Raw genomic sequence first — 26,947 nt, forward strand, 5'->3', positions numbered from 1 at the left:
TCAGCATAACCACGAAAGCCGCCTGATCATGACCTCAGGCCATCTGGGAAATTACACCACCTTGACGGACGCTACCCCCCAGCGGCCACCGCCGCAACGAGGATCGCCAGACCAGCAAACTTGTTCATTTTTCCCACTCCCTTAGTCATTTGGGAAACACAGTTAATGCGCGCTGTATGGCAGCTTGCGCCCCCAGATGGAACCCAAGAGCGGCACTTGCCGTTCCTTTCCCTGAAAACCGGCGGAAATTCGCGTCCCGGCCCACGCTTTGCGGTTGAAAGCCGCCAGCCCCCGCAGTATTTTGCGCGCCATTCCGCATATGGTCACAGAAGGATTACAGCCATAGCCCGCAGACCCCACAATGCCCCGCCGCAACGCGATACCGGACCTCGTGTAAATGGTCGTATCCGTGCGCCCGAAATTCGCCTGATCGGGGCCGATGGCGAGAATGTCGGGGTTGTCACCCCTGCGCGCGCGATGGATATGGCTGAGGAAGCCGGTCTGGACCTCGTCGAGATTTCTCCGAATGCCAACCCGCCGGTCTGCAAGATCATGGACTTCGGCAAGTTCAAATACGAACAGCAAAAGCGCGAGGCCGAAGCCCGCAAGAAGCAGAAGATCATCGAGATCAAAGAGGTGAAGTTCCGTCCCGGCACCGACACCCATGATTACGAGGTCAAGATGCGCAACGTGGTGCGTTTCCTCGAAAATGGCGACAAGGTGAAGGTCACGCTGCGCTTCCGTGGCCGCGAGATGGCACACCAGCAGCTTGGCCTCGAACTGCTCAACCGCGTCAAGGATGACGTGGGCGATCTGGGCAAGATCGAGTCGATGCCCAAGCTCGAAGGCCGCCAGATGGTGATGATGATCGCCCCTACCCGCTAAGGCGCGCCGATCAGACCAGAGATTGAAACCCTCCCCTTGCGGGAGGGTTTTTTCGTGACCCTCGCCGCTTCGTGAGGCGGCGTGATTTGCCATCGCGCCCGCCCCATGAGACCCAAGTCCCAAAGCCGCAGAGCACAGGACAGGCACCGATGACCCAGACCAGACTGACCCGCCGTTTCGCCCTTGTTGCGGGGGCAAGCGCGCTTCTGACGCCGACGATTCTGCGGGCCGCACCCCAGGACGGCGCACCGATGTCCGCGCGCCCCGCCGAGATCGCCGCCGCGCAGCGCCAGAATGTCTCATCCTTCCGGGTGATCGACTGGCGCGACCATTTCGATGCGCTCGACCGGGTGACGCTCATTGCCGATACCCGCTCGAAGGCGCTGCATTACTGGGCCAAGGACGGGACGGATTATCGGCTTTACCCGACCTCTGTGCCGCGCAGCGAAGAGCTGACCAAGCGCGGCTACACGCGGATCGTGCGCAAGAAGGTGGGGCCGGACTGGACGCCCACGGCTTCTATGATCGAACGCAATCCGGAGCTGCGCTACATGCCGCCCGGGCCCGATAATCCGCTGGGCACGCATGCGATGTATCTCGACTGGCCCGCCTACCTGATCCACGGCACTCACGACACCCGCAAGATCGGGCGGCTGAGTTCGGATGGCTGCATCGGGCTTTATAACGAGATGATCGCGGAGCTGTATGCGCTCTGCCCCGTGGGGACTCAGGTCAAGATCATCTGACAGGAAAAGGGCGGCCCCAGCGGACCGCCCTTTCGTTCAGTTCGGTAGCGGGATTATTCCGCCGGCACAGCGACGCCTTGCCCGCCATCCAGCCGCTCGGGGATCACGAAGGCGATGAGGATGAACACCACGCCGAGGCCGATCCCGATCAGATCGCCCGGCAGGCTCGGGAAGAGCGCGTCGTAGCTCGCCCCCGGGATCTGGCCGATCGTGACCTTGCCGCCGAGGATATCGTCGAGCATGCCGGTCGCTTTCACCTGATCGTAGGTCAGCGTGTAGAAGAGCGCGCCCAGCAGGCCGCCCGCCACATAGAAGAGCGCGTCACGCCGCCCGGAGGCCAGCGCACAGATCCCCGTCCCCGGGCAATAGCCCGAGACCGCCCAGCCAAGCCCGAGCATCATGCCGCCGATGAACACCCCCGTGTAGGAGGCTTTCACCGACATATGGCCGACATCGACGATCCCCGCCATTTGACCCGCGAAGGTCAGGATCAGCGCAATGCCAATCGCCAACAGGATCGCCTTCATCAGGCTAAGCGCCTTGAGGCTCAGCATACGCCCCAGAACGCTCGGGTTCGTGGCGCCGACGAGATCGAGCACCGCACCGAAGGCGGCCCCCAGAATGATTGCAAGAACCAGATCCATCGCTCAGCCCTCCTGCTTGTACATCATCATGGCGACGGGCACCGCGACAAGGAACGCGCCCGCCGCGAAGATGAAGCCCGACACCGCCGTTTGCGACATACCCGACATCATATGGCCCGAGGTGCAGCCCCCTGCGAGGCGCGCGCCGTAGAGCACGATCACGCCACCCAGGAAGGAACCCGCGAAGCGCTTCCAGCTGCTTGCGCCGAAATTCGCGGCCCAAAGCGGAGGCACCGGGCCTTCACCGCCAAAGCCGCCACGGGCGAGCGCGGAAACCGCCGCCCCGACCATCATCGCCAGCACGAAGACGAAGCTGTAATTCATCGGCGCAGCGATGTTCTTGGCGTATTTGTTGAGATAGCTCTGCTCAGAGACCGGGCCATCGGCCCCTTCGGTGATGATCTGCGGATTGATCGCATCCCAGATCACCCCGTCCAGCACGACGAACTGGGTCGAGACCCCGATCGGCTTGACCAGCAGCATGGCGGCGAAGAACACCACCCCCAGCATGAGGCCGCCGAGTTTCCACGACACGGACATATGCCCCTCCTTTTTCAAATTCACATTCGTGAATGTTATCACGAATAGGTGACGCTGCGCACCCCGGGCGGGCTTGGGGTGCGGCTTTGTCGCAGCCAGGAAAAAGGGAGGCCCAAAAATTAAAGCGCTGCGGGAGGGAGGCCCGCAGCGCATTATGGGGATCAGACGAGGGAGAGCGTCTTGATCCTCGGTCAGGTCCCGGCGGCGATGCCGCGTTTCAGGGAGATCAGGAACCTGATGTGTCTTCTCTACGCCGGGGCGCGGGAAGGCTCCTTGACTTAGGTCAAATTTGCCGGGAGCGACCTGCGACATTTTAGCAGGCGCGCGATCGGCAGACATTTCGTGCCTGTCGCCCTAACCCCCTGATTCCACGCTCAGAGTTTTTGCAGACCCAGCCGCACCGCACGGTTGTCATTGCGCGCCAGCACCCAGTTTCCAAGCCGTTTCGCAAGGGTCTTGTGGCCACGGTCAACCGCGCGCTGGAACAGCTCACGCTGATAGCGCGGAAAGCTCTTGCGCGCGCGGAGACGCGCATAGAACTCGGCCTCGCTAAGGCTGCCATCGAGCGCGCCCAGAATCGTCGGGCTCAGGATGCCCATCTGATGAAGCGACGAGCCCAAGCGGTGCCCCATCAGCGGCGCACGCAGCTTGAGGACGTTTTCGGCCTCGAACCGATCCACATGACCCGCATCCAGCGGCTCATAGGGATCGTAAAGCAGGGTCACCCGGCGCGCCGTCCGCGAGGCCTGTGCTGCATCGCCATATTTGCCGCTGAAATCGCGGTCCCACGCGACCTTGTAGCGGGTCTCCCACGGCACGAGGCTCTTATCGAGCGTCGATTGCGGCGAGATCGCCACCACATCCGCGCCGGGATGCGCGGGGCTGAAGGCGCAAGCCGCATAACCGCCCATCGAGGCGCCGTAGAACACCACCCGCTTGAAGCGGGTAAAGAACCCCTCTGTGGCCAGACGGTCGAACTCGTCGCTGACCCAAGGGTCACGATACCATGTCCAGCCCCCCGCCATGACGCCCAGCATCGACCAGCCCTGTTTCTCGATGAACTCGAACCCCCACGGACGCCGGGTGTCGCGCTTGTTCATGGCGATATCGAGATTGTCGAAGGTCACGACCAGCGTGTCCTGCGCACGCGGGATATAGAGGAAGGAATGGCTGCCATTGTCGGTATAGAACCCGTCCTTGCCCGCCAGTTCGCGCGCAATCACTGCCCATTGCGGGTCAGTCGCGGTCTCCTCGGGCGGGTTCGGGGTGAACACGATCCGCGAGATCGTGCCGCCGCCGCCATCCGACATTTCTTCGAGCACCTCATTGGTGCCGAAGCCGCGCAGGAACGGGAACGCGCCCGAGCCCTTGCGCACATCCATCAACATCTTGCTGTCGGAATGGAGAACCGCCTGAAGAACGGGCTCCATGTGTTTGACTTTATTGACATCCCCAAAACCCGAGAGGTTCAGCAACAGATCGACAGGACTCAGGTCTTCGGCGCGTGTCACGACACGAATTCGGTCCGGATCAACGCCCTTCTCGGCCAGATGTGCCTGATAGGCCCCGACCCAGTCGGACTGTGTCGCAGGCCATTTGCCGTTCGGCAAAAGGTCGATCAGCGTGATATCGCAATCCCAGCGATCATGCGCGGCCAAGACCAGCCCCGGCTGCGTGCCACCGAGATCGGCAATCGCGCCCAGCGCCGCAATCCCCGCCTTCTCGAAAATGGCGCTGTCGGCCCCCTTCTCCTCGAAGACCAGCTTTGCGCGCCCCTTGATCGGCGCGAATTCGGGGCGGACCCCGTGTTTCTTCAGCAGCTTGTCGAGGAAGGACCCCGCGCGCGGGATACCGTTGAACCGCAGCCCCAGTTCGCGCTTGTTCGAGGCCCACAGATGCAGCGCCGTGGTGCGTTCGGTCAGCATCTCTTCGACCTTGTCGGCGTCGCGGATCATCATCGTGCGTTCGCGGAACGTGACCGGGTAGAAGGCGTCGAGCGGCTGAACCTTGTCATGCAGGCCAAACGTCTCGACGAAATGCGAGATCATCATCGGGCCCCAAACGCCCCAGGGCTGCTGGGTGATATGCACGGGCGTCCCGGCAGCGGCGGCCTCTCGGTATTCCTGTTGCAGCGAGGGCTTGATGAAGGGCGGGATCGGGTGACGATCTTCCATGAAGGCGAGGATCGCGCGGGTGACCTCGGCATCGGCGGGCAGGCCGAGGATCGCGTTGTTCACACGCTTGGAGTTCGGCAGCTCGTAGCCAAAGACGTAATCGCTTTCATAGTCCATCGGGCGCCAGCAATAGACGTCCGTGTCGACCCAGATCATGCCCGGATTCTGCGCGATCATGTGGATACGGAAGTAATCCGCAAACAGCGCGAAACTGTCTTTCTTTTCGTATTTGATGAAATCATCCGTATCGAGAATCTCGCGCCCGTCACGGCGGATCACACCCTCGGGGACATTGGGAATGTCCTCATAGAAAAACAGCGTGATCTTTTGCCCCTGATCGACAAAGCTCTTGAGACACAGCTGTTCCATCCAGCTGAGCGCCCCCCCGATCCAGAGCGTTCCAACCTCGCGCACTCGTGCCATAAACTCTGCCCTCACTCGTTTCGCCGCACTCTGCCCCAAGGTGCGCCAATTTCCAATGCCAAAGCCGCGTCTTAGCCGATTTGCGCCGGGGGGTGGCTGTGCTAGGAAGGGCCAAAGCGTATCTGTGCGGGGCAGTTTTCGATGGCAGTGGTGATCCGGCGGCATCTTCTGGCGCAGGGCGGTGCGCGGGCAGAAGACCCGGCGCTTCTCGATGCGATCGGCTGGACCGAGGAGACCCCAGAGGGCCCGCGCCACGAATTCCGCGCCTTTTACGCCAACCCGTCCCGTGCAGAGCGTATTGCTCCCGATCCGGTCGAAGGCGGTGCAGTGGTGCGCGAGCGGCGCGATGTCTCGGGCTGCGCGATGGTGGTCGGGCACGCGCCAGCGCCGGGGACATTCCGTATCGGCCTCTATGCGAGCGACCCGTCGCCCGACGCGCCCTTCCCCGAAATTCAGAGCGTAGAGATCACCCCCGCCGCGCCTGATCGTGCGCCCTTCGCGGGGCTGAACTGTCTCTTTGGGCAACGGCTCGAAGAAAGCGTCGAGACGGTGCTCGACTGGCTGAGCTGGCATCACGACGCGCATGGGGCAACGGGGGCGGTGATCCTCGACCGCTGCCCACCGGACAGCACGGCGCCGGCAGGCGAAGCGTTTGACGCGGCACTCCGCGCGGGGCTTGAGGCGCGCGAGCTTGAAATGACCGTGGCGCTGCTCGATGCGGCGATCCCGCTTGGAAAACCCGGCTATGGCCCCGAGAACCACCCCTTCCTCGCCCCAGACGCGCCCGGCAAGGACCGAATGGAGGTGCCCGCCCCCGATCCGTGGCGCGCGCCCCTCGGGCAAGGCGCGCTGTTCGAGATCGTCAAATGGCGGTTTCTCGCGGATGCACGGGCGGTGGTGACGCTCGATGTGACCGATCTGCTGGCGCCGCGTGCGGAGGGTGCCCCCAATGTGTTCGACAAGACGGTCGAGGCGCGCTCGGGTGTTGTGCTGCTGGTCGGGCGGCGGATCTATCCATGGCGCGTGCGCCCGGCGCAGGCCGAGGCCAAATTCGCCGATCATATCTGCCGTCAGTTCGACGCGAGGCGCGGGATTGCGAAATGGGGCTGTGCGCCCGCCGTCGCCGGGCTGGACGCGACGTGGCGGATGGTGCGTGTGGCCTATGCCAAGCCCGACCCGGACAGCGTCTTTCCCTTCTGGCGCGCCATGGCGATCCGGGTGCCGGATCGTGCCGCCTCGGAGCTTGCGCCCAAGACCTCGCTGATCGAGGACGAAAGGCTTCTGGCCGCCGCGACCGAGCTTTGGGACCACAAGCCGATCCGCCCCCCTGTGTCGAAGCCCAAAGCCGCCCCGAAGCGCGCGGTCGAGGCCGGGCGCACCTGCATCGTGACCACGATGAAGAACGAGGGGCCGTTTATCCTTGAATGGATCGCCTATCACCGGGCGATCGGGGTGGATGATTTCCTGATCTACACGAATGACTGCACCGACGGCACCGATACGATGCTGGAGATGCTGCAATCCAAGGGCATCTGCCAGCACCGCGTGAACCCTTGGGTTCCGGGCGGCGAGTTGAAACCCCAGCACGCGGCGCTGCAGGCTGCCGAGAGCGAGCCGGTGATCCAGAACGCGGGCTGGGCGATCTGCATGGATGTAGACGAGTTCATCGACGTGAAGATCGGGGATGGCACGCTCAAGGCGCTTTATACGGCCATGGGGGACGCCAACATGATCTCGCTGACATGGCGGCTCTTTGGGAACGCGCATGTCCATGAATACGAAGACCGCTTCCTCATCGAGCAATTCACCCTCTGCGCCCCCGAGATCGCGCGCAAGCCGCATCAGGCCTGGGGCTTCAAGACGCTGTTTCGCAATATCGACCTCTATAAAAAGCTTGGCGTGCACCGCCCCAAGGGTCTGGTGCCGGACCTCTGGGACCAGATCAAATGGCTCAACGGCTCTGGCCGCCCGATGCCGCGCGAGATGTATCGCAATGGCTGGCGTTCGACGCTGGAGACCTATGGCTATGACTGGGTGCAGCTCAACCATTACGCGGTGCGATCCGCCGAGAGCTTCCTCGTCAAGCGGGACCGGGGCCGGGTGAACCATGTCGACCGAGATCAGGGCCTCAATTACTGGTTCCGCATGAACCACAATGCCGAGACCGAGACTTCGATCCAGCGCATGATCCCGGCGCTGCGGGCCGAGTTCGACCGGCTCATGGCCGATCCCGAGATCCGTGCAGCCCATGAGCATTCCGTCGCCTGCCACCGCGCCAAGATCGCGGAACTGCGCGCGACCGAAAACTACGAGACATTTTACGGCGATCTGACCGGAGAGCGGTTCGAGCGGCTCTCGGAGATGCTGCATGTCTTTGGCTCCGCGGTGTTCAACGCAGGCCCCGATGTGATCCCCGAGGACCTGCACCGGCGCGACCTGCCACCGAATTTCTTCTTCACGGTCGAGCATGTCGGCGAGGCGGAGCATTGAGCGCCCTGCCCCGGTCGTGGCGACGATGGCTGGGATGGATGCCTCCGGCGGGGATATTTGGGGCAGCGTGAAAGGGTAAGACGATGCGGTTTCTGGCAATCACCTCGATGAAGAACGAGGGCGCGTTCGTGCTCGAATGGCTGGCGCATCTGCGCACGGTCGGCTTCACCGATCTGCTGGTTTTCTCGAATGATTGCGCGGACGGCACGGATGCGATGCTCGACCGGTTGCAGGCGATGGGCGCGCTGACCCATATCCGCCAGAGCGGGCCGTTCGAGGAAGGGCCGCAATGGTCCGCGCTCAAACAGGCCGACAGGCACCCGCTGCGCAAGGCCGCCGATTGGGTGATGTTTCTCGACATCGACGAATTCCCGGTGATCCATGTGGGCGATGGCACGCTGAGCGCACTTGTCGAGGCGCTGCCCGAGGCGGATGCGATCCCGCTCACGTGGCGGCTCTTTGGCAATAACGGTGTGGTCGCCTTTGAGGACCGCCCCATCACCACGCAATTCACCCGCGCAGCCCCCGCGGTGATGCGTTGGCCGTGGCGGGCACAGATGTTCAAGACGCTGTTTCGCAGCAGCGCGGACTACCGCAAGCTGGGCGTGCACCGCCCGCGTTCGCTTGCGCCCGATGCGGCACCCCGCTGGTTCGACGGGTCGGGGCGGGAACTTCCCGATCTCTTCCGCGCCAACCGTCTCTTCTCGCTTCTGGGGGAAGAGAATTACCGCCTCGCGCAACTCAACCATTATCCCTTGGGCGCAATGGAAAGCTATGTCGTGAAGTGCGACCGCGGGCGCGCGAATCGGGCCGCCGGGGCCTTTGACATGTCCTATTGGGTCGAGCGCAATTTCAGCACCGCAGAGGATCGCAGCATCGACCGCTACGCGGCGCAGATGGGCAGTTTGCGCCAGCAATTCCTGGCCGATCCAGAGCTTGCCCGGCTCCATGCGGGGGCGGTGGCATGGCGCAAGGCGCGCTTCGAGGCGCTGATGGCCGAGGAAGCCTATCGGGCGCTGTTCGGGCGATTGATGCTGACGCCCGCCTCAGAACCGCTCTCGGAGGCGGCAGAGGCGCGCATGGTGGCGCTTGGACGCCGAGCGCAGGGCGCGGCAGGCGAAACAATCTGACCCTAATCGGCAGCACTGTCCGCTGACGATAAACGAAACGCTACAATTTCAAACGCTTCCCGCATTCCTGCCATCTTGTGATGGTGATAAATTAACTAAATAGAGGCCCTGATACACGGGCAATCAGATAAGAGTGCGCCGTGACTATTGCTGGAGACCCGAACGAGACGATGCACAATCGCACCACAACCGGCTGGGCCGCCCGCATGGAGGCGCTGGCCGATGATGACGGGTATTTTCAGCGCTTGGGGGCCTCTCATTCGGCGATGTTCGTCGAGGATGGGCCGGTGCTTCTCGTCACGTTTGAGCCGCATCCTGCCAGCCATGCCCAGTCAGATCAGGAGACCCCGTTCGGCTACCGGCTTGCACAGGAGAACGGCTGGTCGAGCCTGAGCCTGATCTGCGATCACGAAAGCTGGTTCCGCGCGCCCGAGGTCTATGCCTATATCGACCGCCTCATCGACGAGGCCTTCTTCGAGGATTTCGACCGGGTCGTGTTCTACGGTGCGGGATCGTGCGGCTATGCGGCAGCGGCCTATTCGGTCGCGGCGCCGGGGTCGTGTGTGATTGCGCTTCAGCCGCAGGCCACGCTCGATCCGCGCCTTACGGGCTGGGACTCGCGGTTCCGTCATATGCGCCGCACCGCCTTCGATGACCGCTACGGATTCGCGCCAGATATGCTCGAAGGGGTCGGGCGTGCTTTCGTGCTGTTCGATCCCTACCAAGGCCCCGATGCGATGCATGCCGCGCTCTTTGCGCGGCCCGGCGTCAGCCTATTGCCCTGCCGCAATATCGGTGACTCGGTTGAGCGAATGCTGGACGAGATGCGTATTCTGGAGCCGCTGATCGCCGCCGCCTGCGCGGGCACGCTGGACGAAGACGCGTTCTGGCGGCTCTACCGTGCGCGGCGCAACCTGCCGCGCTATCTGCGCAATGTGGCCAACCGCCTCGATCTGGCGGAACGCCCGCTTCTAGAGGCGCTCTTGTGCCGCAATGTGGCCGAACGACTGAACGGGCCGCGCTTCCGTCAACGCCTGTTCCAGCTTGAGGAAAGGCTGGACGATCTGGGCATCCCCCTGCCTCCACCGCGCGGTTAGATACACGCACTCAGGCGTTAGTCGCGGGCATATCCGGCTCGGGATCATCCTCGTCGTCGCCGTGGTAGCGTGCCACATGGGTGCGCACGCCCCGGCGCGACTGCGTGCGGGCGGCCTGCGCCACCAATTCCGCCTCGGGCACGAAGAGCGGCGCGGGTGTAAGACGACCGCGCACCTGCGTCTGCGACAGACCCAAGGCGGCCAGCGCCTGAGACAATCCCTCATCCGCGCGCACGATCAGCCGGTCGTCCTCGATCTGACAGGGCGCATGAAACTGCCCGACGCAAAGCGCCGCCAGCACCAGATCGCCACGGATCTCGGTCAGGACCTGTTCCTCGGGATCGGTCATTGCGGGCCTCCTTCCCTCTATCCGAAGATGGATATGCGGTCAGTATCGACCCACCCTGACGCAGGCGCAAGGGCGCAGGCTTGGACCCCTCTCGGCAAGCCGCGCCGCCCGGCCCGGCGTGCGTCAGATGTAGAACCGGTCGCGGAACACGTGCTGCGCGATACTGTCGCGGCGCAGACCCATTGCGGCCAGTTCCGCGTCGCTTTTGGCCCGAAGCGCATCGAGTTCGTCAAGGCGCGCACGACGCTCGGCATAACGGAGCAGCTGTGCCCCAACCCCTGCAAGCGCGGCGAAGATCGTCGCAAGCAAGCCGGTTTCGCGCGGTGCGATTGCGGATGTGAAAGCCATTTCTGGAACCCTCCTGAAGGTATGTCAGGTTGTTCCCCCCTTGCCGGACAGATTAGGTCAGCATACCTGCCACAACCAGCGCAAAACGAGAAACCCCGCCATGCAACAGATGCAGACCCCGCACTCTTGCGATCCTGCGCCCGCGACGCGTCTTCCTCTGGATTTGCGCCCAAAGCCGGTGTAGGGCAAAGCCATGACCCAGATCTCCATTCCCCGCCCCGACGACTGGCACCTGCATCTGCGCGACGGCGCGATGCTGCAAGGCGTCCTGCCTGAAACCACGCGCCATTTCGCGCGCGCGATCATCATGCCGAACCTCGTGCCGCCGGTGGTCACCGGCGCACAAGCCGCAAGCTACCGCGAGCGTATCCTTGCCGCGATGCCGGAGGGCGCGCAGTTCGAACCGCTGATGACGCTCTATCTCACCGAGGATACGGACCCGGCCGATGTGGCGGCGGCGCATGCGTCGGGTCTCGTCAAGGCGGTCAAGCTTTATCCGGCCGGGGCGACCACCAACTCGAACTCGGGCGTGCGCGATTTCGACAAGGTCCGCGCGGTCTTCGACAAGATGGCCGAGATCGGCCTGCCGCTCTGCGTGCATGGCGAGGTGACAACGGCGGAGGTCGATATCTTCGACCGCGAGGCCGTGTTCATCGAGACCGTGCTCGACCCGATCCGCCGTGCGCATCCGGGGCTGCGCGTGGTGATGGAACATATCACCACCAAGGACGGGGTCGATTACGCCCGCGCGCAGGACGACACGCTGGGCGCGACGATCACCACGCATCACCTGATCATCAACCGCAACCACATCCTCGTGGGCGGGATCAAGCCGCATTACTACTGCCTGCCCGTCGCCAAGCGCGAGACGCACCGTCTGGCGCTGCGCGAAGCGGCGACCTCGGGCGAGGCGCGGTTCTTCCTGGGCACGGACAGCGCGCCCCATGCCGACGAGGCCAAGGAATCGTCCTGCGGCTGCGCGGGCTGCTTCACCGCGACCAACACGATGGCGCTGCTCGCCCATGTGTTCGAGGAAGAAGGCAAGCTCGACGCGCTCGAAGCCTTTGCCTCGCGCAACGGGCCGCGCTTTTATGGCCTGCCCGCGAACACCAACACGCTCACGCTCGAAAAGACCGATTTGCCCGCGCAATGGCCGGACAAACTGATCACCGGCGCGGGCCCCGTCACGATTTTCAACCCGGGTTTCCCGGTCTACTGGCATGTGAAAGACTGATCCTTTCATCACACCCTGAATACGCCCCGCGGAGCGGCCCTGCCTCACCGCAGATGCCTCCGGCGGGCGTATCCGGAGCTTGATGAAAGCCAAAGCGAGGACAAGACGATGATCCCCAGCAGCTACCCCGCCAAGGAAGAAATCGCGCGACTGACCGCGCGGATGCTTCTGGAAATCGGTGCGGTGAACTTCAACACCGACGAGCCCTATATTCTGGCGTCGGGCCTGCCCTCGCCCTCCTATATCGACTGCCGCAAGCTGATCAGCTTCCCGCGCATCCGCTCGACGCTGATGGATTTCCTGACCGTGACGGTCATGCGCGAAGCCGGCTTCGAGGCTTTCGACAATATCGCGGGCGGCGAGACGGCAGGGATTCCTTTTGCCGCGATGGTGGCGGAGCGCATGGCGCTGCCGATGACCTATGTGCGCAAGAAGCCGAAAGGCTACGGGCGCAACGCCCGCATCGAAGGGGCGATGACCGAGGGCCAGCGCGTTCTTCTGGTCGAGGATCTGACCACCGATGGCGGTTCCAAGCTGAGCTTCGTGGATGCGATCCGCGAGACCGGCGCGACCTGCGGGCATACGGCAGTGATTTTCTACTACGGGATCTTCCCCGAAACCGAAAAGACGCTGGGCGATCACGGCGTCGCGCTGCATGCGCTCTGCACCTGGTGGGACGTTCTGGCCGAGGCCCGCGCGCAAGGCGCGTTCAGCGCCGCGACGCTTGATGAGGTCGAGAAATTCCTCAACGCGCCGCGCGCATGGCAAGAGGCCCACAAGAAGGGCTGAGCCGGGCAGAAATCTGTGGGCCGATCTGTGGATCAGTTTGGGAAAAACCGGGCGGGGAATCGTGGCGGTTTCCCCGAACCCCCCAGATATGGTAGGCTTGCGGTGGATACCCTACCAGACAGAGCCTAAACGCCGCTCGCGCGACAGGGTTATCCCCAGAGTTATACCGTTACCGGTTTGCCCCGATCCGGGCTAAGAGGCAGGGCAGGAATTCGAGGCAGAGATGAACGACGCAACCCTTCCGATTCAGGCGCAGCCCGCGAACGAGGATGCGCTCCCCCATAATATCGAGGCCGAGCAGCAGCTCTTGGGCGCGATCCTGACGAATAACGACATCTATGACCGCGTCGCAGCGATCATGAAGCCCGAGCATTTCTTCGAGCCGGTGCACCAGCGCATCTACGAGGTCGCGATCGCGCGCATCCAGAAGAACGCGCTGGCCTCGCCGGTGACGCTGAAGGCATTTCTTGAAGATGACGAGGGCCTGAAGGAACTGGGCGGCCCGGCCTATCTAGCGCGGTTGGCGGGCGCGGCCATCTCGGCCTATGCGGCCCGCGATTACGCGCAGATGATCTACGAACTCGCCGTCCGGCGTGAGCTGATCCGTCTGGGCGGCGACATTTCTGCGCGGGCGAAATCCATCGACGTGCAGGACGATCCCAAAGAGCAGATCACCGCCGCCGAGCAGAAGCTATATAACCTCGCCGAGCAGGGTCAGGCCGATAAGGGCTTTGTCAGCTTTCTCAAGGCCGTGACCGAGGCCGTGCAATCGGCGAACGCCGCCTATAAGCGCGATGGCGGTCTGGCGGGTGTTTCGACGGGGCTGCGCGATCTCGACAAGAAGCTGGGCGGGCTGCACCCTTCCGACCTTCTGATCCTCGCCGGGCGTCCCTCGATGGGGAAAACCTCGCTGGCGACCAACATCGCCTTCAACATCGCCAAGGCCTATAAGCGCGGCATTCGCCATGACGGGGTCGAAGGCGCGATCGAGGGTGGCGTCGTCGGGTTCTTCTCGCTAGAGATGTCGGCCGAACAATTGGCCGCCCGGATTCTCTCCGAAGCCTCCGAAGTGCCCTCGGAACAAATTCGCCGGGGCGACATGACCGAGGCCGAGTTCCGGCGCTTCGTCGAGGCCGCGAAGGCGCTGGAAACCTGTCCGCTTTATATCGACGACACGCCTGCCCTGCCGATCTCGCAGGTGGCGGCCCGCTGCCGCCGGCTGAAGCGGACGCATGGGCTCGACGTGGTAATCGTCGACTACCTCCAACTGCTGCGCGGCACCGGCAAGGGCGACAACCGGGTGCAGGAAATCGCGGAAATCTCGATGGGCCTCAAGGCCATCGCCAAGGAACTGAACATCCCCGTCATGGCGCTCTCGCAGCTCAGCCGGACGGTGGAAAGCCGCGAAGACAAGCGCCCGCAACTGTCTGACCTTCGGGAATCGGGTTCGATCGAGCAGGATGCCGACGTGGTGATGTTCGTCTACCGCGACGAATATTACCACGAGCGCCTCAAGCCCCCGGAGGACGATCCGAGCTTTGTCGAATGGATGCAGAAGGCCGAGCGTGTGCACGGCAAGGCCGAGGTTATCCTCGGCAAGCAACGTCACGGGCCGATCGGCACGGTCGAGGTTGCCTTCGAGGGCCGCTTCACCCGCTTCTCGGATCTTGCACAGCCCTGGCAGGGCGATGGGGGCGACGGGTTCTAAGCCGCCCCTTCGCTCGGGCGCAACACTGACGCGGCAAGGCGCCCAAGCGCGCCTTTCCGCTTGACCTCGGGCGCGGCGCGCTCAACAAAGTCGCCATGGCAAACGCATCTCTTCGTATCGACCTCGACGCAATCATCGCCAACTGGCGCGCGCTGGACGCGGCCTCTGGCCCCGGCACGGAAACGGGCGCGGTGGTCAAGGCCAACAGCTATGGGCTGGGCGCGGATCGGGTGGCACGGGCGCTGATGCGCGCGGGCGCGCGCAAGTTCTTCGTAGCGGTCGCAGAAGAGGGCGTGGCACTGCGTCAAGCCATCGGAGAAGGGCCTGAAATCTTTGTGTTTTCCGGGCATATGGCGGGCGATACGGACATGATCGGCGATCTTGGCCTGATCCCGATGCTCAACTCGCTCGAACAGGTCACCCGGCATTTCGAGGCCCTGCCCGGCGCGCCCTTTGGCGTGCAGCTCGACACAGGCATGAACCGGCTCGGCATGGAAGCGGGCGAATGGGAAGCCGTCGCGCCGATCGTTCTGGGCGCCGAGCCGCGCCTCGTGATGTCGCATCTGGCCTGCGCCGACGCGCCCGAGCACCCGATGAACGCCGCCCAACTGGCCGAGTTCCGCCGCATGACGGATGGGATCGGCGTGCCGCGTTCACTCTCGGCGACGGGCGGGATCCTGCTGGGGCCGGACTATCATTTCGACGTGACGCGCCCGGGTATTGGGCTGTATGGCGGGCTTCCGTTTGAAGAGGCTCAGCCTGTGGTCCGCCTCTCACTCCCGGTGATCCAATTGCGCGACGTCGCGCAGGGGGAAACGGTCGGCTATTCGAACACCTGGGAGGCCGAGATCGACAGCCAGATCGCGACCGTTGCGGCCGGCTACGCGGATGGCATACACCGCACCCTCTCGGGCTGCGCGACGCTCTGGGCCGACGGTGTGCCCTGCCCTGTCGTGGGCCGGGTCTCCATGGACCTGATCACTGTCGATGTGACCCATCTGAGCGATGTGCCCCGCAGCCTCGACCTGATTTGCGCCGAACAAGGCGTGGATGATCTCGCGGATGTGGCGCAAACCATCGGCTACGAGATCCTGACCGGCCTCGGGCCGCGCTATGCCCGCCACTATCACGGGGGCGGCGCGTGAGCGCGCTGGCGCCGTTCGCGGCGCCGCTGGCCGGGCTAGGCCGGGCCGTTCTGGGCGCGCTGGCCTCGACCGGGCGGCTTGCGATCTTCGCGGGCCAGACACTCAGCCACCTGCTCCGCCCGCCCTTCTATATCCGGGAATTCCTTGCCGCCTGCCTGCAAATCGGCTGGCTGTCGCTGCCGGTGGTCGGACTGACAGCGCTCTTCACGGGGGCGGCGCTCGCGCTACAGATCTATGCGGGCGGCGCGCGTTTCTCGGCCGAGGCCGTCGTGCCTTCGATCACCGCCATTGGCATGGTCCGTGAGCTTGGCCCGGTCATGGCGGGCCTGATGGTGGCGGCGCGGGTGGCCAGCTCCATCGCCGCCGAGATCGGGACGATGAAAGTCACCGAGCAGATCGACGCGCTGGTGACGCTCTCGACGCATCCGATGAAATATCTCACTGTGCCGCGGGTGCTGGCTGCCACGCTCACCGTGCCGGTTCTTGTGGGCGTGGGTGACGTGATCGGGATCATGGGTGGCTGGTTGGTCGGCACCGGACGGCTTGGCTTCAATTCCGCGACATATCTCAAAAATACGTGGGAATATCTCGAGTTCTGGGATGTCGGATCGGGCCTTGTGAAGGGGGCCGCCTTCGGCTTCATCATCGCGGTGATGGGCTGTTATCACGGGATGAATTCGGCGCGTGGCGCGCAAGGCGTGGGCCGGGCCACCAAATCCGCCGTGGTCGGCGCCTCGGTCGCAATCCTAGCCGCCAACTATCTGCTGACGGAGGTCTTCTTCTCGGCATGATCGAACTTCAGGGCGTCACCAAATCCTTCGGCTCGAACCATGTGCTGCGCGGCGTGGATCTGACGATCCCGCGCGGTGAGAGCATGGTGATCATCGGCGGCTCTGGCACCGGAAAATCGGTGCTCTTGAAATGCATCCTCGGGCTGGTGCGCCCCGATGGCGGGACGATCACGCTCGACGGGCAGGACGTTACAACGGGCGACCGCGACGCGTTTCTCGCGCGCTTCGGTATGCTGTTTCAGGGTGGCGCGCTCTTCGACAGTCTCACCGTCTGGCAAAACGTGGCCTTTCGCCTGCTGCGTGGCGCGCTCAAGCGGCCCAAGGCCGAGGCCCGCGAGATCGCCATCGAGAAGCTGCGCCGTGTAGGCCTCGGCCCGCAGGTCGCTGACCTCTACCCGGCCGAATTGTCGGGCGGCATGCAGAAACGCGTGAGCCTCGCCCGCGCCATCGCCGCAGAGCCGGAGATCATCTTTTTCGATGAACCCACCACCGGGCTCGACCCGATCATGGCGGGCGTCATCAACGAGTTGATCCGCGAAATCGTCACCGAAATGGGCGCGACTGCCATGACTATCACCCATGACATGACCTCGGTGCGCGCGATTTCGGACCGCGTGGCGATGCTTCATGGCGGCAAGGTGCGCTGGACTGGTGAAATCGCGGAAATGGACACGACATCAGACCCTTACGTCCAACAGTTCATCCACGGACGCCCCGACGGCCCGATCGAGTCCCTGCGCTAACCGGACCGCCAAGCGCGGCGAGATCACACCCGCGTCCGTGTGCATCTGGTCCCAAGGGACACGGCAAGGATCTGCGTGACCTCCGGGATGCACGCCGCTATGAATAAGCGGACGGCCAGCGCGGTTATCGCATCACCCCAAGACCGTCAGAGACAAGCAGTTCAGGACGCAGGCGCTCACCCAATGCTGAAATATGCCAATCTAGCGCTTCTGGTGCTGTTTCCCATCGCTTGGTTTGCGCCCCTCTTGCGCGCGGGTCTGCTGCCCTTCTTCGATCTCGACGCTATCTCTGTGATGTCCGGGCTTCAGGCGCTTTGGCAAAAGGACATCGCACTGGCACTTCTTGTAACCTTCTTTGCCCTCTTTGCGCCCTACCTGAAAACGCTCGGCCTCGCGCTCGTGCAATTCCGCCTCGCCTCGCCGCGGCTGCTGCCCGCGCTGACGCTGTTCGGCAAGCTGGCCATGGCCGACATCTTTCTGATCGCACTCTATATCGTGCTGGCCAAGGGCGTGGGCGTGGGCCGGGTCGAGACTGGCTGGGGTCTTTATCTCTTCACCGCCTGCGTTCTCGCCTCGCTGGCGATCTCGATCCTCGAGAGCCGCAAGCCCCGGTCCTGAGCTTCATCAAACCCGAAATACTCCGGGATGAACGGGCCGCAAGACCCGGAGGGGCAGCGCCCTTCCCCCTTGATGTTCGCGTGATGTTCTGCAATCTTACGCCATGGCAAAATCGACCCTCTCCTATACCTGCTCCGCCTGCGGCGCCGTCCACAAGAAGTGGAACGGCAAATGCGATGCCTGCGGCGAATGGAACACCATCACCGAAGAGGCGCCGCTCTCGGCGGGTCCCTCGGGCAAGACGCTCGGCGCGGCCAAGGGGCGCGTGATCCCGCTCACCACACTGGCCAGCCAAGAGGCGCCGCCACCGCGCACACAATCAGGGCTGGCCGAACTCGACCGTGTTCTTGGCGGCGGGTTGGTACCGGCTTCGGCGATCCTTGTGGGCGGCGATCCGGGGATCGGCAAGTCCACCCTGCTCTTGCAAGCCACTGCAAGTTTTGCCCGCAACGGTCTGAACTGCATGTATATTTCTGGCGAAGAGGCCTCCGCCCAGGTGCGCATGCGCGCGCAACGTCTGGGGCTTGCGGATGCGCCCGTGCGGCTCGCCACCGAGACCAATCTGCGTGACATCCTCACCACGCTCGAAGCCGAGAAGCCCGACCTCGTGATCATCGACTCGATCCAGACGATGTGGGCCGACATGGTCGAAAGCGCGCCGGGCTCCGTCTCGCAGGTGCGCGCGGCCTGCCATGAGCTGGTGACCTTCGCCAAGCGGCGCGGCACGGCGGTGATCCTTGTCGGGCATGTCACCAAGGAGGGTCAGATCGCCGGCCCCCGCGTGGTCGAGCACATGGTCGATACGGTGCTCTATTTCGAGGGCGAGCGCGGGCATCAGTTCCGCATCCTGCGCGCGGTCAAAAACCGCTTCGGCCCGGCAGGCGAGATCGGCGTTTTCGAGATGACCGGCGGCGGGCTGGCCGAGGTCGCGAACCCCTCCGCGCTGTTCCTGTCCGAACGCGGGCAGACCGCGCCCGGCTCTGCGGTCTTTGCGGGCATCGAGGGCACCCGCCCGGTCCTGACCGAGATTCAGGCGCTCGTCGCCCCCTCCTCGCTCGCCTCGCCGCGCCGCACGGTGGTGGGCCTCGACAGCGGGCGCGTCTCGACGATCCTCGCCGTGCTGGAATCGCGCTGCGGTATCCCATTCGCCGGGCTCGATGTGTTCCTGAACGTGGCTGGCGGCATGAAGGTGCTCGAACCGGCCGCCGATCTGGCGCTCGCTGCCGCGCTCTTGTCCGCGCGCGAGGATGTCGCGCTGCCTGCCGATATGGTGATTTTCGGCGAAATCAGCCTCTCGGGTGCCCTTCGGCCCGTAGGTCAGGCGGAAAACAGGTTGAAAGAGGCTGAAAAACTTGGTTTCTCACAAGCCATCGCCCCTGATCGGACCAAAGCCGACAGTGGCGAGGGAATGCGGATGCGCAGGCTACCTGACCTCGTGACATTCGTTGGGGACATGTTCGGCGCGGGTTGATGCGCCACGAAGGGACCGGGAGACCGCATGGACGGCTTTACCATCATCGACGCCATCGTGGCGGCCATCATCATTCTGTCCGCCATTCTGGCCTATAGCCGCGGTTTCGTGCGCGAAGGGCTGGCGATCCTCGGCTGGATCGCCTCGGCCGTCGTCGCCTATATGTTTGCCGATGCTGCCCGCCCGCTGATCGCGCAGATCCCGGTTCTGGACAAATTCCTTGGCGACAGCTGCGAGCTGGCGACGATTGCGGGCTTTGCCGCTGTCTTCGCCCTTTCGCTCGTGGTGTTCTCGATCCTGACGCCGCTGTTCGCCTCGGCAGTGCAGCGCTCGGCGCTCGGCGGGGTCGATCAGGGGCTGGGCTTCCTGTTCGGCGTCCTGCGTGGCGTGGTGCTCGTGGCTGTGGCCTTTGTTGTCTATAAGAACGTCACCACCGCCGATATCCCGATGGTGCAGGAGTCGCGCTCGGCCAAGGTCTTTTCTCGGATGAGCGGGCAGATGGATGACACCATGCCCGACGACGCACCCGGCTGGATCGTGGCGCGCTACGAAGAGCTGGTGTCGAAATGCACCGCACCGGCGGCGAACTGAGCCAAGCGGTCGAACTGACCGAAATAGTGACGGTTCGATGACGGATTTCATGGCGGGAGGGGTTAACACCCTTCCCGTTTCGCTTTAAATGGGCGCGCAAGCCCACCCGGAATCGGAGCCTCCCCATGACCCAACCGGCCAGCCCGTTCCTGTCGCACCCGTTCGATGACGACAAGCTCAAGGAAGAATGCGGCGTCTTTGGCGTGATCGGCGTGGCGGATGCCGCGAATTTCGTGGCGCTCGGGATGCATGCCCTGCAACACCGTGGCCAGGAAGCCGGGGGCATTATCGTCCACGACACCGAGAAGGGCTTCAACTCGGCCCACCGCTTTGGCTATGTGCGCGACAATTTCACCAAGGCCTCGCTGATGGAGACCCTGCCCGGCTCGCTGTCGATCGGGCATGTGCGCTACTCGACCGCCGGGTCCAAGGCCGCCGTGATCCGCGATGTGCAGCCCTTCTTCGGCGAGTTCTCGATGGGCGGCGCAGCGATTGCGCATAACGGCAACCTGACCAATGCCGACCAGCTTCGCCGCGAGCTGATCGAGCATGGCGCGATCTTCCAGTCCAGCTCGGATTCGGAATGTATCATTCACCTGATGGCGCGCTCGTTCCAGAAATCCCATGCGGACCGCATCGCCGATGCGCTGCGCCGGGTCGAGGGGGCGTTCTCGGTCGTCGCCATGACCCGCACCAAGCTGATCGGCGTGCGCGACCCGCTGGGCGTGCGTCCGCTGGTGCTTGGCCGTCTGGGCGACAACGGCTATGTGCTCTCGTCCGAAACCTGCGGGCTCGACATCATCGGTGCCGAATTCGTCCGCGAGATCGAGCCGGGCGAGATGGTCGTCATTCAGGACGGCAAGATTCAATCCTCGCGCCCCTTCGGTGAAACGGGCAGCCGGTTCTGCATTTTCGAGCATGTGTATTTCTCGCGCCCCGACAGCATCATCGGCGGGCGTTCGGTCTATGAAACCCGTCTGCAAATCGGCGTTGAACTGGCGCGCGAGGCCCCGGTCGAGGCCGATCTGGTCTGCCCGGTGCCCGATAGCGGCACCCCTGCCGCCATCGGCTTCAGTCAGGAAAGCGGTATCCCCTTCGCGCTTGGCATCACGCGCAACCAGTATATGGGCCGCACCTTCATCGAGCCGACCGAGCATATCCGCAACATGGGCGTGCGGCTCAAGCTCAACGTCAACAAGGCGCTGATCAAGGGCAAGCGGGTGATCCTCGTGGACGACTCGGTCGTGCGCGGCACCACCTCGCGCAAGATCAAGGAGATGATCCTCGATGCGGGCGCGGCAGAGGTGCATTTCCGCATCGCCAGCCCGCCGACCGCGTGGCCGTGTTTCTACGGGGTGGACACACCTGACCGCGAGAAGCTGCTGGCCGCGCGGATGACCGAGGACGAGATGCGCGACTGGGTCGGCGTCGACAGCCTCAAGTTCATCTCGCTCGACGGGCTCTATCGCGCCGCCGGTGCTGCGCAGGGCCGCAACAATGCCTGCCCGCAATATTGCGACGCGTGCTTCTCGGGAGAGTATCCGGTCGCGCCCAGCGATCAGCTTGCCAAAGGCTTCGAGATGAAGGCGGCCGAGTAACCGCGCCCCATCTCTTCAAACGAAAAGCGCGCCTCCGGGCGCGCTTTTGGCTTTCCGGGGCGGGCCGTTTACTCTGTAGGCGTGATACGACAATCGCGCAAAAGGTCCGTTTCCTGGCCATCCTCGGCATGCCACGTCAGGAATGCCTCATCGCCCTTGGTCCACCAGATATATCCGATCTCCCGCGCCGGGTCTTCGGCATAGCGCGCGCCGGAACCGCTGGGCACATTCTGGAACACCACCTGCCGCCCCTCGATCTGGAGGATCGCCAGAGCCGGATCGGTGTCGGAGATATAGATCGCGGCCACCTGCGCCCCACGCTCGCAGCCATAGTCGAGCTGACTCACATCGACTGCGACAGCCGCCGATCCCGCGCAAGCCAGAACCAGCGCCGCGCCCGACCGCGCAAGCCGCATCACGCGCTTTCTTCGATCGTATCGGCCAGAGCCTCTGCGCGCGCAGCCAGTTCGGCCATCGTGTCCGAAATCTCGCTCGGGATGACCGGCACTTCGACACGGGCCGGATTTGCCCGCGCCTCGGCCAGTTCGGCCTCGAGCGCCGCGATGCGCTGTTTCACCGTGCGGTTCTCGTCATCGACGCTGGCGGCCTTGTCGGCCAGCATCAGCCCCGCCATCAGAAGCATCTTGGCCTCAGGCAGCCGTCCGATCTGGCCGGTGATGGTCGAGGCCTCGGCATCCAGCATCGCCGCCGCCGATTGCAGGAAATGCTCCTCGCCCTCCTGACAGGCCACATCGAATGTGCGCCCGCCGATCGTGATCTTCACCTCAGGCATGGTCATTGGCCTCCGTCGCTGCGGCCTCGGCCTGCTCCAGCAGGGGCGCGATGCCGCTCAGAATATCGTCAAGCTCCGCCGCCTCGGCCGCCCGCGCGGCGCGCAGGCTTTCCAGCTCTGCCTGCATGGCGCGGTTGATGAGATGCGGGGCCGGTTCTGCCCCAGCCTCGACCAGCGCGGCATTGGCGGCAACCAGATCGGCATTGGCGCGCTTGAGCCGGGTGATCTCTGTTTGAGCGGCCTCATGCGCGCGGGTCATCGCACCCAGCTTTTTCTCCATCGCGGAGAGCGTCGTTTCCTGCTTCTCGCGGATCGCGCGGACACGCTCGGAGAGTTGGGCATTGGCGGTGCGCTCCGCGTCGAGCGCCTCGCGCAGGTCGGACATCTCGCCACTGTCTTGCGCGGCAGGTGCAGCCGCTGCGGCAGGCGTTTCCGCAGATTGCTCCGCCCGGGCCTTGACCGTCGCAAAGCCGCGTTCGATCCGCTCCAGCGCGAACCCGATCCGGCGTTCAAACTCGGCAATGTCACTCATTCCGCACAGCCCCCGTTCTGCTCGTTGTGCAAGGGCCAGAGGCCCCGCAATGCCGCCCCTCACGCACGAATCGCGCAGACGGGACCGCTTCGGGCGAGTTTAACCAAAAGCCCGGCCCCAAGCCCACCCTTTTGCATCAAGGACTTGGGGCAAAGGCTTGATCCTGCCCCATTCCCTGCTATCAGGACGCAAGTTATCGCCAACATCGCCTGCGAAGAGGATCACGCCTTGGATATCGCCACGCTCCGCGCCCAACACCCCGACCACTGGAAGCTTGCCTCGGCGATCCGTGCGCTTGCCATGGATGCCGTTCAGGCCGCGAATTCGGGTCACCCCGGTATGCCGATGGGCATGGCCGATGTGGCAACCGTTCTGTTCCGCAACCACCTGAAGTTCGACGCCTCCGCGCCGAACTGGGCAGACCGCGACCGCTTCGTTCTTTCGGCGGGTCACGGCTCGATGCTGCTTTACGCGCTGCTCTACCTGACCGGCTACAAGCAGACCACGCTCGACGAGATCAAGAACTTCCGTCAGTGGGGCGCACGCACCGCCGGTCACCCGGAATACGGCCATCTCGAGGGCGTCGAAACCACCACCGGCCCGCTGGGTCAGGGCATCTCGACCGCTGTCGGCATGGCCATCGCCGAGCAGTCGATGCAGGCGCGCTTTGGCAAGAAGCTTGTGGATCACCGCACCTGGGTGATCGCGGGCGACGGTTGCCTCATGGAAGGCATCAGCCAGGAGGCGATCGGCCTCGCGGGCATGCAGGAACTCTCGAACCTGATCGTGCTGTGGGACAATAACGACATCACCATCGACGGGCGCGTGTCGATCTCGGACAAGACCGATCAGCACAAGCGCTTCGAGGCGTCGGGCTGGACCGTTCTGGCCTGCGACGGGCACGACCCCGAGGATATCGACCGCGCCCTGACCAAGGCCAAGAAGGCCAAGGGTCCGGTTCTGGTCGACTGCAAGACCTTCATCGGCTTCGGCTCGCCGAACAAGGCCGACAGCTATGCCGCCCACGGCGCGCCGCTCGGTGACGCGGAGATCGCCGCCACCAAGGAAATCTACGGCTGGCCGCATGGCCCGTTCGAGATTCCGGCGGATGTAAAGTCGGCTTGGGAAGCGATCGGCTCCAAAGGGGCGGCTGAGCATGCCGAGTGGACCGCACGTTTCAACGCCCTTTCCGAAGCCAAACGCGCCGAGTTCGAGCGTCAGGTCACCGGCAGTGTGTCGAAGAAGCTGGCCGGCGCGATCCGCAAGTTCAAGAAAGAGCAATCCGAGGCGGCCCCCAAGGTTGCGACCCGCAAGGCCTCTGAAATGGTGCTGGGCGTGATCAACCCCGCCTGCCCCGAGACCATCGGCGGCTCGGCGGACCTGACCGGCTCGAACCTGACCAAGACCAAGGATCTCGAAGTCTTCAACCCCGACAACCGCAAAGGCCGCTATGTCAACTACGGCATCCGCGAGCACGGTATGGCGGCGGCGATGAACGGGTTGTGGCTGCATGGCGGCGTGCGCCCCTATGGCGGCACGTTCTTCTGCTTCACCGATTACGCGCGTGGGGCAATGCGTCTCTCGGCGCTGATGGGCATCCCGGCGGTCTATGTGATGACGCACGACTCCATCGGTCTGGGCGAAGACGGCCCGACGCACCAGCCGGTCGAGCATCTGGCGATCTGCCGCGCGACACCGAACACGCTCACCTTCCGCCCGGCGGATGTGGTCGAGACGGCGGAAGCGTGGGAAATCGCGATGACGCAGGCGCGCACGCCCTCGGTGCTGGCGCTCTCGCGTCAGAACCTGCCGACGCTGCGCACCAAGCACACCAACCAGAACATGGTCGCCAAAGGCGCCTATGTGATCGAAGAGGCCGCTGGCAAGCGCCAGGCGATCCTGATGGCGACCGGTTCCGAGGTGGAGATCGCGCTGAAAGCCCGTGACCTGCTTCAGGCCGAAGCCATCGGCACCCGCGTGGTCTCGGTCCCCTGCATGGAGCTGTTCGCGCAGCAAGACGAGGCTTACCGCCGCAAGGTTCTGCCCGCAGGCGCGGTGCGCGTCGCCGTCGAGGCCGCCGTGCGTCAGCCGTGGGATCGCTGGCTGCTTGGAGAGCGCGGCCGTGAAGGTAAGGCCGATTTCGTCGGAATGTCCGATTTCGGCGCTTCGGCCCCGGCGGATCGTCTCTATGCGGAATTCGGCATCACCCCCGAGGCGATCGCCGCCAAGGTCAAGGCGATGCTGTGATCCGCGGCACCCGCACCAATCTCAAGGGGGGGCCGGTTGCGGCCCCCTCTGTCATTGAAACCCTCGCGCCGCGCACCGGGGCCGCGATCGGGCTTGTGCTGCTTGGCTTTGTCGCGCTGACCCTGATGGATGCGCTGGCGAAGCTCTTGGGCGAGCGGGGCTATGATCCGTTGCTCGTAGTCTGGGCGCGCTTTGCGATCAACGCGGGCTTCGTGACGGTGCTTTATGCGCGCAGCCTGCCCCGGCATTTGCAGAGCTATCACCCTCGCGCGCAAATCATGCGTTCGCTCGCCCAGCTTGCCGCGATTGCGTCCTTCTTCTTCGCGCTGCGCTATGCGACGCTTGCGCAGGCCACCGCGCTTGGCGATCTGAACCCGGTGCTGGTGACACTGGGGGCCGCGCTTTTTCTGGGCGAGCGGCTGGGCATCCACCGCATCTTCGGGATCGTCGCGGCCTTTGGCGGGGCGCTGATCATCCTGCGGCCGGGTTTTGGCGACGTGAGCCCCGGCGCCTCACTCGCCCTTGTCGCCGCCGCGAGTTTCGCCGCCGGGATGCTCCTCACCCGCCACGTGCGGCGCGATTCCAATGCGACCTCGCAGATCTGGGCGGCCTATATCGGCACCGCCGTCAGTTCGCTCGCCCTGCCCTTTGTCTGGCAGCCGATTGCGTTGGCCGATCTGTGGATTTTCGGCCTTCTCGGACTGGCCGGAACGGTCAGTCAGGCGCTCCTGATCCGCGCCTATGCGCTGGCCGAGGCGGGGGTGCTCGCGCCGTTTGGCTATTCGGGCCTGATCTTCGCCAGCCTCTGGGGGGTCATCCTGTTCGGGCAATGGCCCGACCTGTGGACGATCCTCGGGGCGCTTGTGATCGTGGGGGCCGGGCTCTATGTCTGGTCCCGAGAGCGCGCCAGTTCCGCGCGCAGAACCGACCCAGAGGCCAGATGACCACCGCGCAGGACAGCAGCTTCAGCGACCGGCTTGGGACGCGCGTTTTCACCGGCGCGATGGCGCTGCTGCAACGCCTGCCCTATGCGCGTCGGATCGCGGTCGCGGGGCGGCTTGTGTCTCTTGCTGCGGGGCCTTTGGGCTGGCGCAGTCGTATCCGCGAGAACCTTGCCCTGACCTGCCCCGATCTGACCCCCGCCGAGGTCGAGCGGCTGACCCGCGCGGTGCCCGACAATATCGGGCGCTCGCTGGCCGAAATTTATGCGGGTGCCGAATTCACGACGCGCGTGGCCGATCTGTCTATCGAGGGCGAAGGCGCGGCTGTTCTGCAAGCGGCGCATGAAGCGGGCCGCCCCATCGTTCTGGCAGCGGCGCATTTCGGCAATTACGACGCGTGGCGCGCGGCCCTCAAGGCGCGCGGCTACCGGATCGGCGCGATCTATCGCCCGATGAACAACCGCGCCTTCAACGCGCAATATGTGGCGCAGATCTCGACCATCGCCGAACCTCTTTTTCCCCGCAACCGCAAAGGTCTTGGCCAGATGCTGCGGTTCCTGCGGGAGGGCGGGATGGTTGCCTTTGGCTTCGATCAGCACCTCTATCGCGCGCCGCGCCTGCGGTTTTTCGGCCAACCCGCGAACACCCCGACCTCCGCCGCCGAGATGGCACTGAAACTGGACGCGGAGCTGGTGCCGATCAACGCGATCCGCCAGCCGAACGGGCTCGATTTCCGTATCTTCGCCGAAGCGCCGATTCCGCATAGCGATGCGGAGACGATGACGCAGGCCCTCAATGACAGGCTGGAGGCGCTGGTGCGCGCGCATATGGATCAGTGGTTTTGGGTGCATCGGCGCTGGAAGGCGGTGACGCACACCCCCGCAGCCACACCCCCGGACGACGACCCAGAGGCATAAGCG

Annotated in this window: 26 protein-coding genes; 18 read left to right on the forward strand and 8 right to left on the reverse strand. The window is 64.3% G+C overall.

Annotation, left to right across the window (positions count from 1 at the left end; all coding sequences use genetic code 11):
- The first annotated feature begins 165 nt into the window (after window positions 1-165).
- Both infC and P0X85_RS05635 read left to right on the forward strand, forming a co-directional pair.
- On the forward strand, window positions 166-885 hold the full coding sequence (infC, locus tag P0X85_RS05630) for a translation initiation factor IF-3 (RefSeq protein ID WP_476748543.1): 720 nt from the start codon (window positions 166-168) through the stop codon (window positions 883-885).
- A gap of 149 nt (window positions 886-1,034) precedes the next feature.
- Window positions 1,035-1,631, forward strand: a complete 597-nt coding sequence (locus P0X85_RS05635; protein ID WP_275809829.1) for a L,D-transpeptidase — start codon at window positions 1,035-1,037, stop codon at window positions 1,629-1,631.
- A gap of 53 nt (window positions 1,632-1,684) precedes the next feature.
- Here P0X85_RS05635 and P0X85_RS05640 read toward each other — a convergent pair whose 3' ends face one another.
- The 3 genes from P0X85_RS05640 to P0X85_RS05650 form a co-directional block, all read right to left on the reverse strand.
- Window positions 1,685-2,275 (reverse strand): DUF6691 family protein, encoded by a 591-nt coding sequence (locus P0X85_RS05640; protein WP_275809833.1) that lies wholly within the window; start codon window positions 2,273-2,275, stop codon window positions 1,685-1,687.
- 3 nt (window positions 2,276-2,278) lie between these two features.
- Window positions 2,279-2,815, reverse strand: a complete 537-nt coding sequence (locus tag P0X85_RS05645) for a YeeE/YedE thiosulfate transporter family protein (RefSeq protein ID WP_275809836.1) — start codon at window positions 2,813-2,815, stop codon at window positions 2,279-2,281.
- A 374-nt stretch (window positions 2,816-3,189) separates the two neighbouring features.
- Window positions 3,190-5,412: a hypothetical protein gene (locus P0X85_RS05650; RefSeq protein ID WP_275809839.1), complete on the reverse strand. Its 2,223-nt coding sequence runs from the start codon at window positions 5,410-5,412 to the stop codon at window positions 3,190-3,192.
- A gap of 141 nt (window positions 5,413-5,553) precedes the next feature.
- On the opposite strand from P0X85_RS05650, the gene P0X85_RS05655 reads away from it, so the two are divergent.
- From P0X85_RS05655 to P0X85_RS05665, 3 genes are all read left to right on the forward strand, one after another.
- On the forward strand, window positions 5,554-7,902 hold the full coding sequence (locus P0X85_RS05655) for a glycosyltransferase family 2 protein (RefSeq protein WP_275809842.1): 2,349 nt from the start codon (window positions 5,554-5,556) through the stop codon (window positions 7,900-7,902).
- Between the two features lie 83 nt (window positions 7,903-7,985).
- Window positions 7,986-9,032, forward strand: coding sequence for a glycosyltransferase family 2 protein (locus tag P0X85_RS05660; RefSeq protein WP_275809845.1), 1,047 nt, complete (start codon window positions 7,986-7,988; stop codon window positions 9,030-9,032).
- A gap of 140 nt (window positions 9,033-9,172) precedes the next feature.
- On the forward strand, window positions 9,173-10,129 hold the full coding sequence (locus P0X85_RS05665; protein WP_275809848.1) for a phosphoadenosine phosphosulfate reductase: 957 nt from the start codon (window positions 9,173-9,175) through the stop codon (window positions 10,127-10,129).
- A 10-nt stretch (window positions 10,130-10,139) separates the two neighbouring features.
- Here the strand turns inward: P0X85_RS05665 and P0X85_RS05670 are convergent, their stop codons facing one another.
- Window positions 10,140-10,478 carry an urease accessory protein UreE gene (locus tag P0X85_RS05670; RefSeq protein WP_275809851.1) on the reverse strand — a complete coding sequence of 113 codons (339 nt, stop codon included), beginning with the start codon at window positions 10,476-10,478 and terminating at the stop codon, window positions 10,140-10,142.
- A gap of 123 nt (window positions 10,479-10,601) precedes the next feature.
- Window positions 10,602-10,826 (reverse strand): hypothetical protein, encoded by a 225-nt coding sequence (locus tag P0X85_RS05675; protein WP_275809855.1) that lies wholly within the window; start codon window positions 10,824-10,826, stop codon window positions 10,602-10,604.
- Between the two features lie 193 nt (window positions 10,827-11,019).
- Here P0X85_RS05675 and pyrC point away from each other — a divergent pair, with 193 nt between their 5' ends.
- The 10 genes from pyrC to purF all read left to right on the forward strand — a co-directional run bounded on the left by pyrC (window position 11,020) and on the right by purF (window position 21,514).
- Window positions 11,020-12,060 (forward strand): dihydroorotase, encoded by a 1,041-nt coding sequence (gene pyrC / locus P0X85_RS05680; RefSeq protein WP_275809858.1) that lies wholly within the window; start codon window positions 11,020-11,022, stop codon window positions 12,058-12,060.
- Between the two features lie 108 nt (window positions 12,061-12,168).
- Window positions 12,169-12,849: an orotate phosphoribosyltransferase gene (locus P0X85_RS05685; protein WP_275809861.1), complete on the forward strand. Its 681-nt coding sequence runs from the start codon at window positions 12,169-12,171 to the stop codon at window positions 12,847-12,849.
- Window positions 12,850-13,072: 223 nt separating this feature from the next.
- The gene (locus P0X85_RS05690; RefSeq protein WP_275809864.1) at window positions 13,073-14,557 is read left to right on the forward strand and encodes a replicative DNA helicase; all 1,485 of its coding nucleotides are present in this window, start codon (window positions 13,073-13,075) and stop codon (window positions 14,555-14,557) included.
- Window positions 14,558-14,652: 95 nt separating this feature from the next.
- Window positions 14,653-15,702, forward strand: coding sequence for an alanine racemase (alr, locus tag P0X85_RS05695; protein WP_275809867.1), 1,050 nt, complete (start codon window positions 14,653-14,655; stop codon window positions 15,700-15,702).
- A 5-nt stretch (window positions 15,703-15,707) separates the two neighbouring features.
- A complete protein-coding gene (locus P0X85_RS05700; RefSeq protein ID WP_275810640.1) occupies window positions 15,708-16,493 on the forward strand; it encodes an MlaE family ABC transporter permease in 786 nt (261 codons plus the stop codon).
- The gene (locus P0X85_RS05705; protein ID WP_275809870.1) at window positions 16,490-17,236 is read left to right on the forward strand and encodes an ABC transporter ATP-binding protein; all 747 of its coding nucleotides are present in this window, start codon (window positions 16,490-16,492) and stop codon (window positions 17,234-17,236) included. Before P0X85_RS05700 ends, P0X85_RS05705 begins: the two co-directional genes overlap by 4 nt.
- 183 nt (window positions 17,237-17,419) lie before the next feature.
- A complete protein-coding gene (locus P0X85_RS05710) occupies window positions 17,420-17,854 on the forward strand; it encodes a paraquat-inducible protein A (protein WP_275809873.1) in 435 nt (144 codons plus the stop codon).
- A gap of 103 nt (window positions 17,855-17,957) precedes the next feature.
- The gene (gene radA / locus P0X85_RS05715; protein WP_275809876.1) at window positions 17,958-19,325 is read left to right on the forward strand and encodes a DNA repair protein RadA; all 1,368 of its coding nucleotides are present in this window, start codon (window positions 17,958-17,960) and stop codon (window positions 19,323-19,325) included.
- 27 nt (window positions 19,326-19,352) lie between these two features.
- Window positions 19,353-19,916 carry a CvpA family protein gene (locus tag P0X85_RS05720; RefSeq protein ID WP_275809879.1) on the forward strand — a complete coding sequence of 188 codons (564 nt, stop codon included), beginning with the start codon at window positions 19,353-19,355 and terminating at the stop codon, window positions 19,914-19,916.
- Between the two features lie 125 nt (window positions 19,917-20,041).
- Window positions 20,042-21,514 (forward strand): amidophosphoribosyltransferase, encoded by a 1,473-nt coding sequence (gene purF, locus P0X85_RS05725; RefSeq protein ID WP_275809882.1) that lies wholly within the window; start codon window positions 20,042-20,044, stop codon window positions 21,512-21,514.
- Window positions 21,515-21,582: 68 nt separating this feature from the next.
- On the opposite strand, the gene P0X85_RS05730 is transcribed toward purF, so the two are convergent.
- The 3 genes from P0X85_RS05730 to P0X85_RS05740 are packed head-to-tail and all read right to left on the reverse strand — an operon-like array spanning window position 21,583 to window position 22,839.
- Entirely contained in the window at window positions 21,583-21,930 is a 348-nt protein-coding gene (locus P0X85_RS05730; protein ID WP_275809885.1) for an MliC family protein, read from the reverse strand.
- Window positions 21,930-22,307 carry a cell division protein ZapA gene (locus P0X85_RS05735; protein ID WP_275810643.1) on the reverse strand — a complete coding sequence of 126 codons (378 nt, stop codon included), beginning with the start codon at window positions 22,305-22,307 and terminating at the stop codon, window positions 21,930-21,932. Before P0X85_RS05735 ends, P0X85_RS05730 begins: the two co-directional genes overlap by 1 nt.
- Window positions 22,300-22,839: a hypothetical protein gene (locus P0X85_RS05740; protein WP_275809888.1), complete on the reverse strand. Its 540-nt coding sequence runs from the start codon at window positions 22,837-22,839 to the stop codon at window positions 22,300-22,302. The genes P0X85_RS05735 and P0X85_RS05740 overlap by 8 nt, the downstream gene beginning before the upstream one ends.
- Before the next feature lie 228 nt (window positions 22,840-23,067).
- On the opposite strand from P0X85_RS05740, the gene tkt reads away from it, so the two are divergent.
- From tkt to P0X85_RS05755, 3 genes are read left to right on the forward strand one after another with little or no spacing between them, the layout of a single operon-like run.
- Window positions 23,068-25,086, forward strand: a complete 2,019-nt coding sequence (gene tkt, locus P0X85_RS05745; protein ID WP_275809891.1) for a transketolase — start codon at window positions 23,068-23,070, stop codon at window positions 25,084-25,086.
- Complete coding sequence (locus P0X85_RS05750; protein WP_275809894.1) at window positions 25,083-26,030, forward strand: DMT family transporter; 948 nt, start codon at window positions 25,083-25,085, stop codon at window positions 26,028-26,030. Before tkt ends, P0X85_RS05750 begins: the two co-directional genes overlap by 4 nt.
- The gene (locus tag P0X85_RS05755; protein WP_275809897.1) at window positions 26,027-26,944 is read left to right on the forward strand and encodes a lysophospholipid acyltransferase family protein; all 918 of its coding nucleotides are present in this window, start codon (window positions 26,027-26,029) and stop codon (window positions 26,942-26,944) included. Before P0X85_RS05750 ends, P0X85_RS05755 begins: the two co-directional genes overlap by 4 nt.
- The last annotated feature ends 3 nt before the right edge of the window (window positions 26,945-26,947 follow it).

The organism is Pseudothioclava nitratireducens, from assembly GCF_029210495.1.
Lineage (GTDB): Bacteria > Pseudomonadota > Alphaproteobacteria > Rhodobacterales > Rhodobacteraceae > Pseudothioclava > Pseudothioclava nitratireducens.

What these genes read in the sequence shown, in the direction of transcription:
- P0X85_RS05730 (WP_275809885.1), bottom strand. Translation starts at nt 21,930, where the DNA reads ATGCGGCTTGCGCGGTCGGGCGCGGCGCTGGTTCTGGCTTGCGCGGGA.
- P0X85_RS05675 (WP_275809855.1), bottom strand. Translation starts at nt 10,826, where the DNA reads ATGGCTTTCACATCCGCAATCGCACCGCGCGAAACCGGCTTGCTTGCG.
- P0X85_RS05635 (WP_275809829.1), top strand. Translation starts at nt 1,035, where the DNA reads ATGACCCAGACCAGACTGACCCGCCGTTTCGCCCTTGTTGCGGGGGCA.
- P0X85_RS05710 (WP_275809873.1), top strand. Translation starts at nt 17,420, where the DNA reads ATGCTGAAATATGCCAATCTAGCGCTTCTGGTGCTGTTTCCCATCGCT.
- P0X85_RS05650 (WP_275809839.1), bottom strand. Translation starts at nt 5,412, where the DNA reads ATGGCACGAGTGCGCGAGGTTGGAACGCTCTGGATCGGGGGGGCGCTC.
- P0X85_RS05655 (WP_275809842.1), top strand. Translation starts at nt 5,554, where the DNA reads ATGGCAGTGGTGATCCGGCGGCATCTTCTGGCGCAGGGCGGTGCGCGG.
- P0X85_RS05740 (WP_275809888.1), bottom strand. Translation starts at nt 22,839, where the DNA reads ATGAGTGACATTGCCGAGTTTGAACGCCGGATCGGGTTCGCGCTGGAG.
- P0X85_RS05670 (WP_275809851.1), bottom strand. Translation starts at nt 10,478, where the DNA reads ATGACCGATCCCGAGGAACAGGTCCTGACCGAGATCCGTGGCGATCTG.
- P0X85_RS05640 (WP_275809833.1), bottom strand. Translation starts at nt 2,275, where the DNA reads ATGGATCTGGTTCTTGCAATCATTCTGGGGGCCGCCTTCGGTGCGGTG.
- radA (WP_275809876.1), top strand. Translation starts at nt 17,958, where the DNA reads ATGGCAAAATCGACCCTCTCCTATACCTGCTCCGCCTGCGGCGCCGTC.
- P0X85_RS05660 (WP_275809845.1), top strand. Translation starts at nt 7,986, where the DNA reads ATGCGGTTTCTGGCAATCACCTCGATGAAGAACGAGGGCGCGTTCGTG.
- P0X85_RS05645 (WP_275809836.1), bottom strand. Translation starts at nt 2,815, where the DNA reads ATGTCCGTGTCGTGGAAACTCGGCGGCCTCATGCTGGGGGTGGTGTTC.
- infC (WP_476748543.1), top strand. Translation starts at nt 166, where the DNA reads ATGCGCGCTGTATGGCAGCTTGCGCCCCCAGATGGAACCCAAGAGCGG.
- P0X85_RS05690 (WP_275809864.1), top strand. Translation starts at nt 13,073, where the DNA reads ATGAACGACGCAACCCTTCCGATTCAGGCGCAGCCCGCGAACGAGGAT.
- P0X85_RS05705 (WP_275809870.1), top strand. Translation starts at nt 16,490, where the DNA reads ATGATCGAACTTCAGGGCGTCACCAAATCCTTCGGCTCGAACCATGTG.
- P0X85_RS05735 (WP_275810643.1), bottom strand. Translation starts at nt 22,307, where the DNA reads ATGCCTGAGGTGAAGATCACGATCGGCGGGCGCACATTCGATGTGGCC.
- P0X85_RS05720 (WP_275809879.1), top strand. Translation starts at nt 19,353, where the DNA reads ATGGACGGCTTTACCATCATCGACGCCATCGTGGCGGCCATCATCATT.
- purF (WP_275809882.1), top strand. Translation starts at nt 20,042, where the DNA reads ATGACCCAACCGGCCAGCCCGTTCCTGTCGCACCCGTTCGATGACGAC.
- pyrC (WP_275809858.1), top strand. Translation starts at nt 11,020, where the DNA reads ATGACCCAGATCTCCATTCCCCGCCCCGACGACTGGCACCTGCATCTG.
- alr (WP_275809867.1), top strand. Translation starts at nt 14,653, where the DNA reads ATGGCAAACGCATCTCTTCGTATCGACCTCGACGCAATCATCGCCAAC.
- P0X85_RS05685 (WP_275809861.1), top strand. Translation starts at nt 12,169, where the DNA reads ATGATCCCCAGCAGCTACCCCGCCAAGGAAGAAATCGCGCGACTGACC.
- P0X85_RS05755 (WP_275809897.1), top strand. Translation starts at nt 26,027, where the DNA reads ATGACCACCGCGCAGGACAGCAGCTTCAGCGACCGGCTTGGGACGCGC.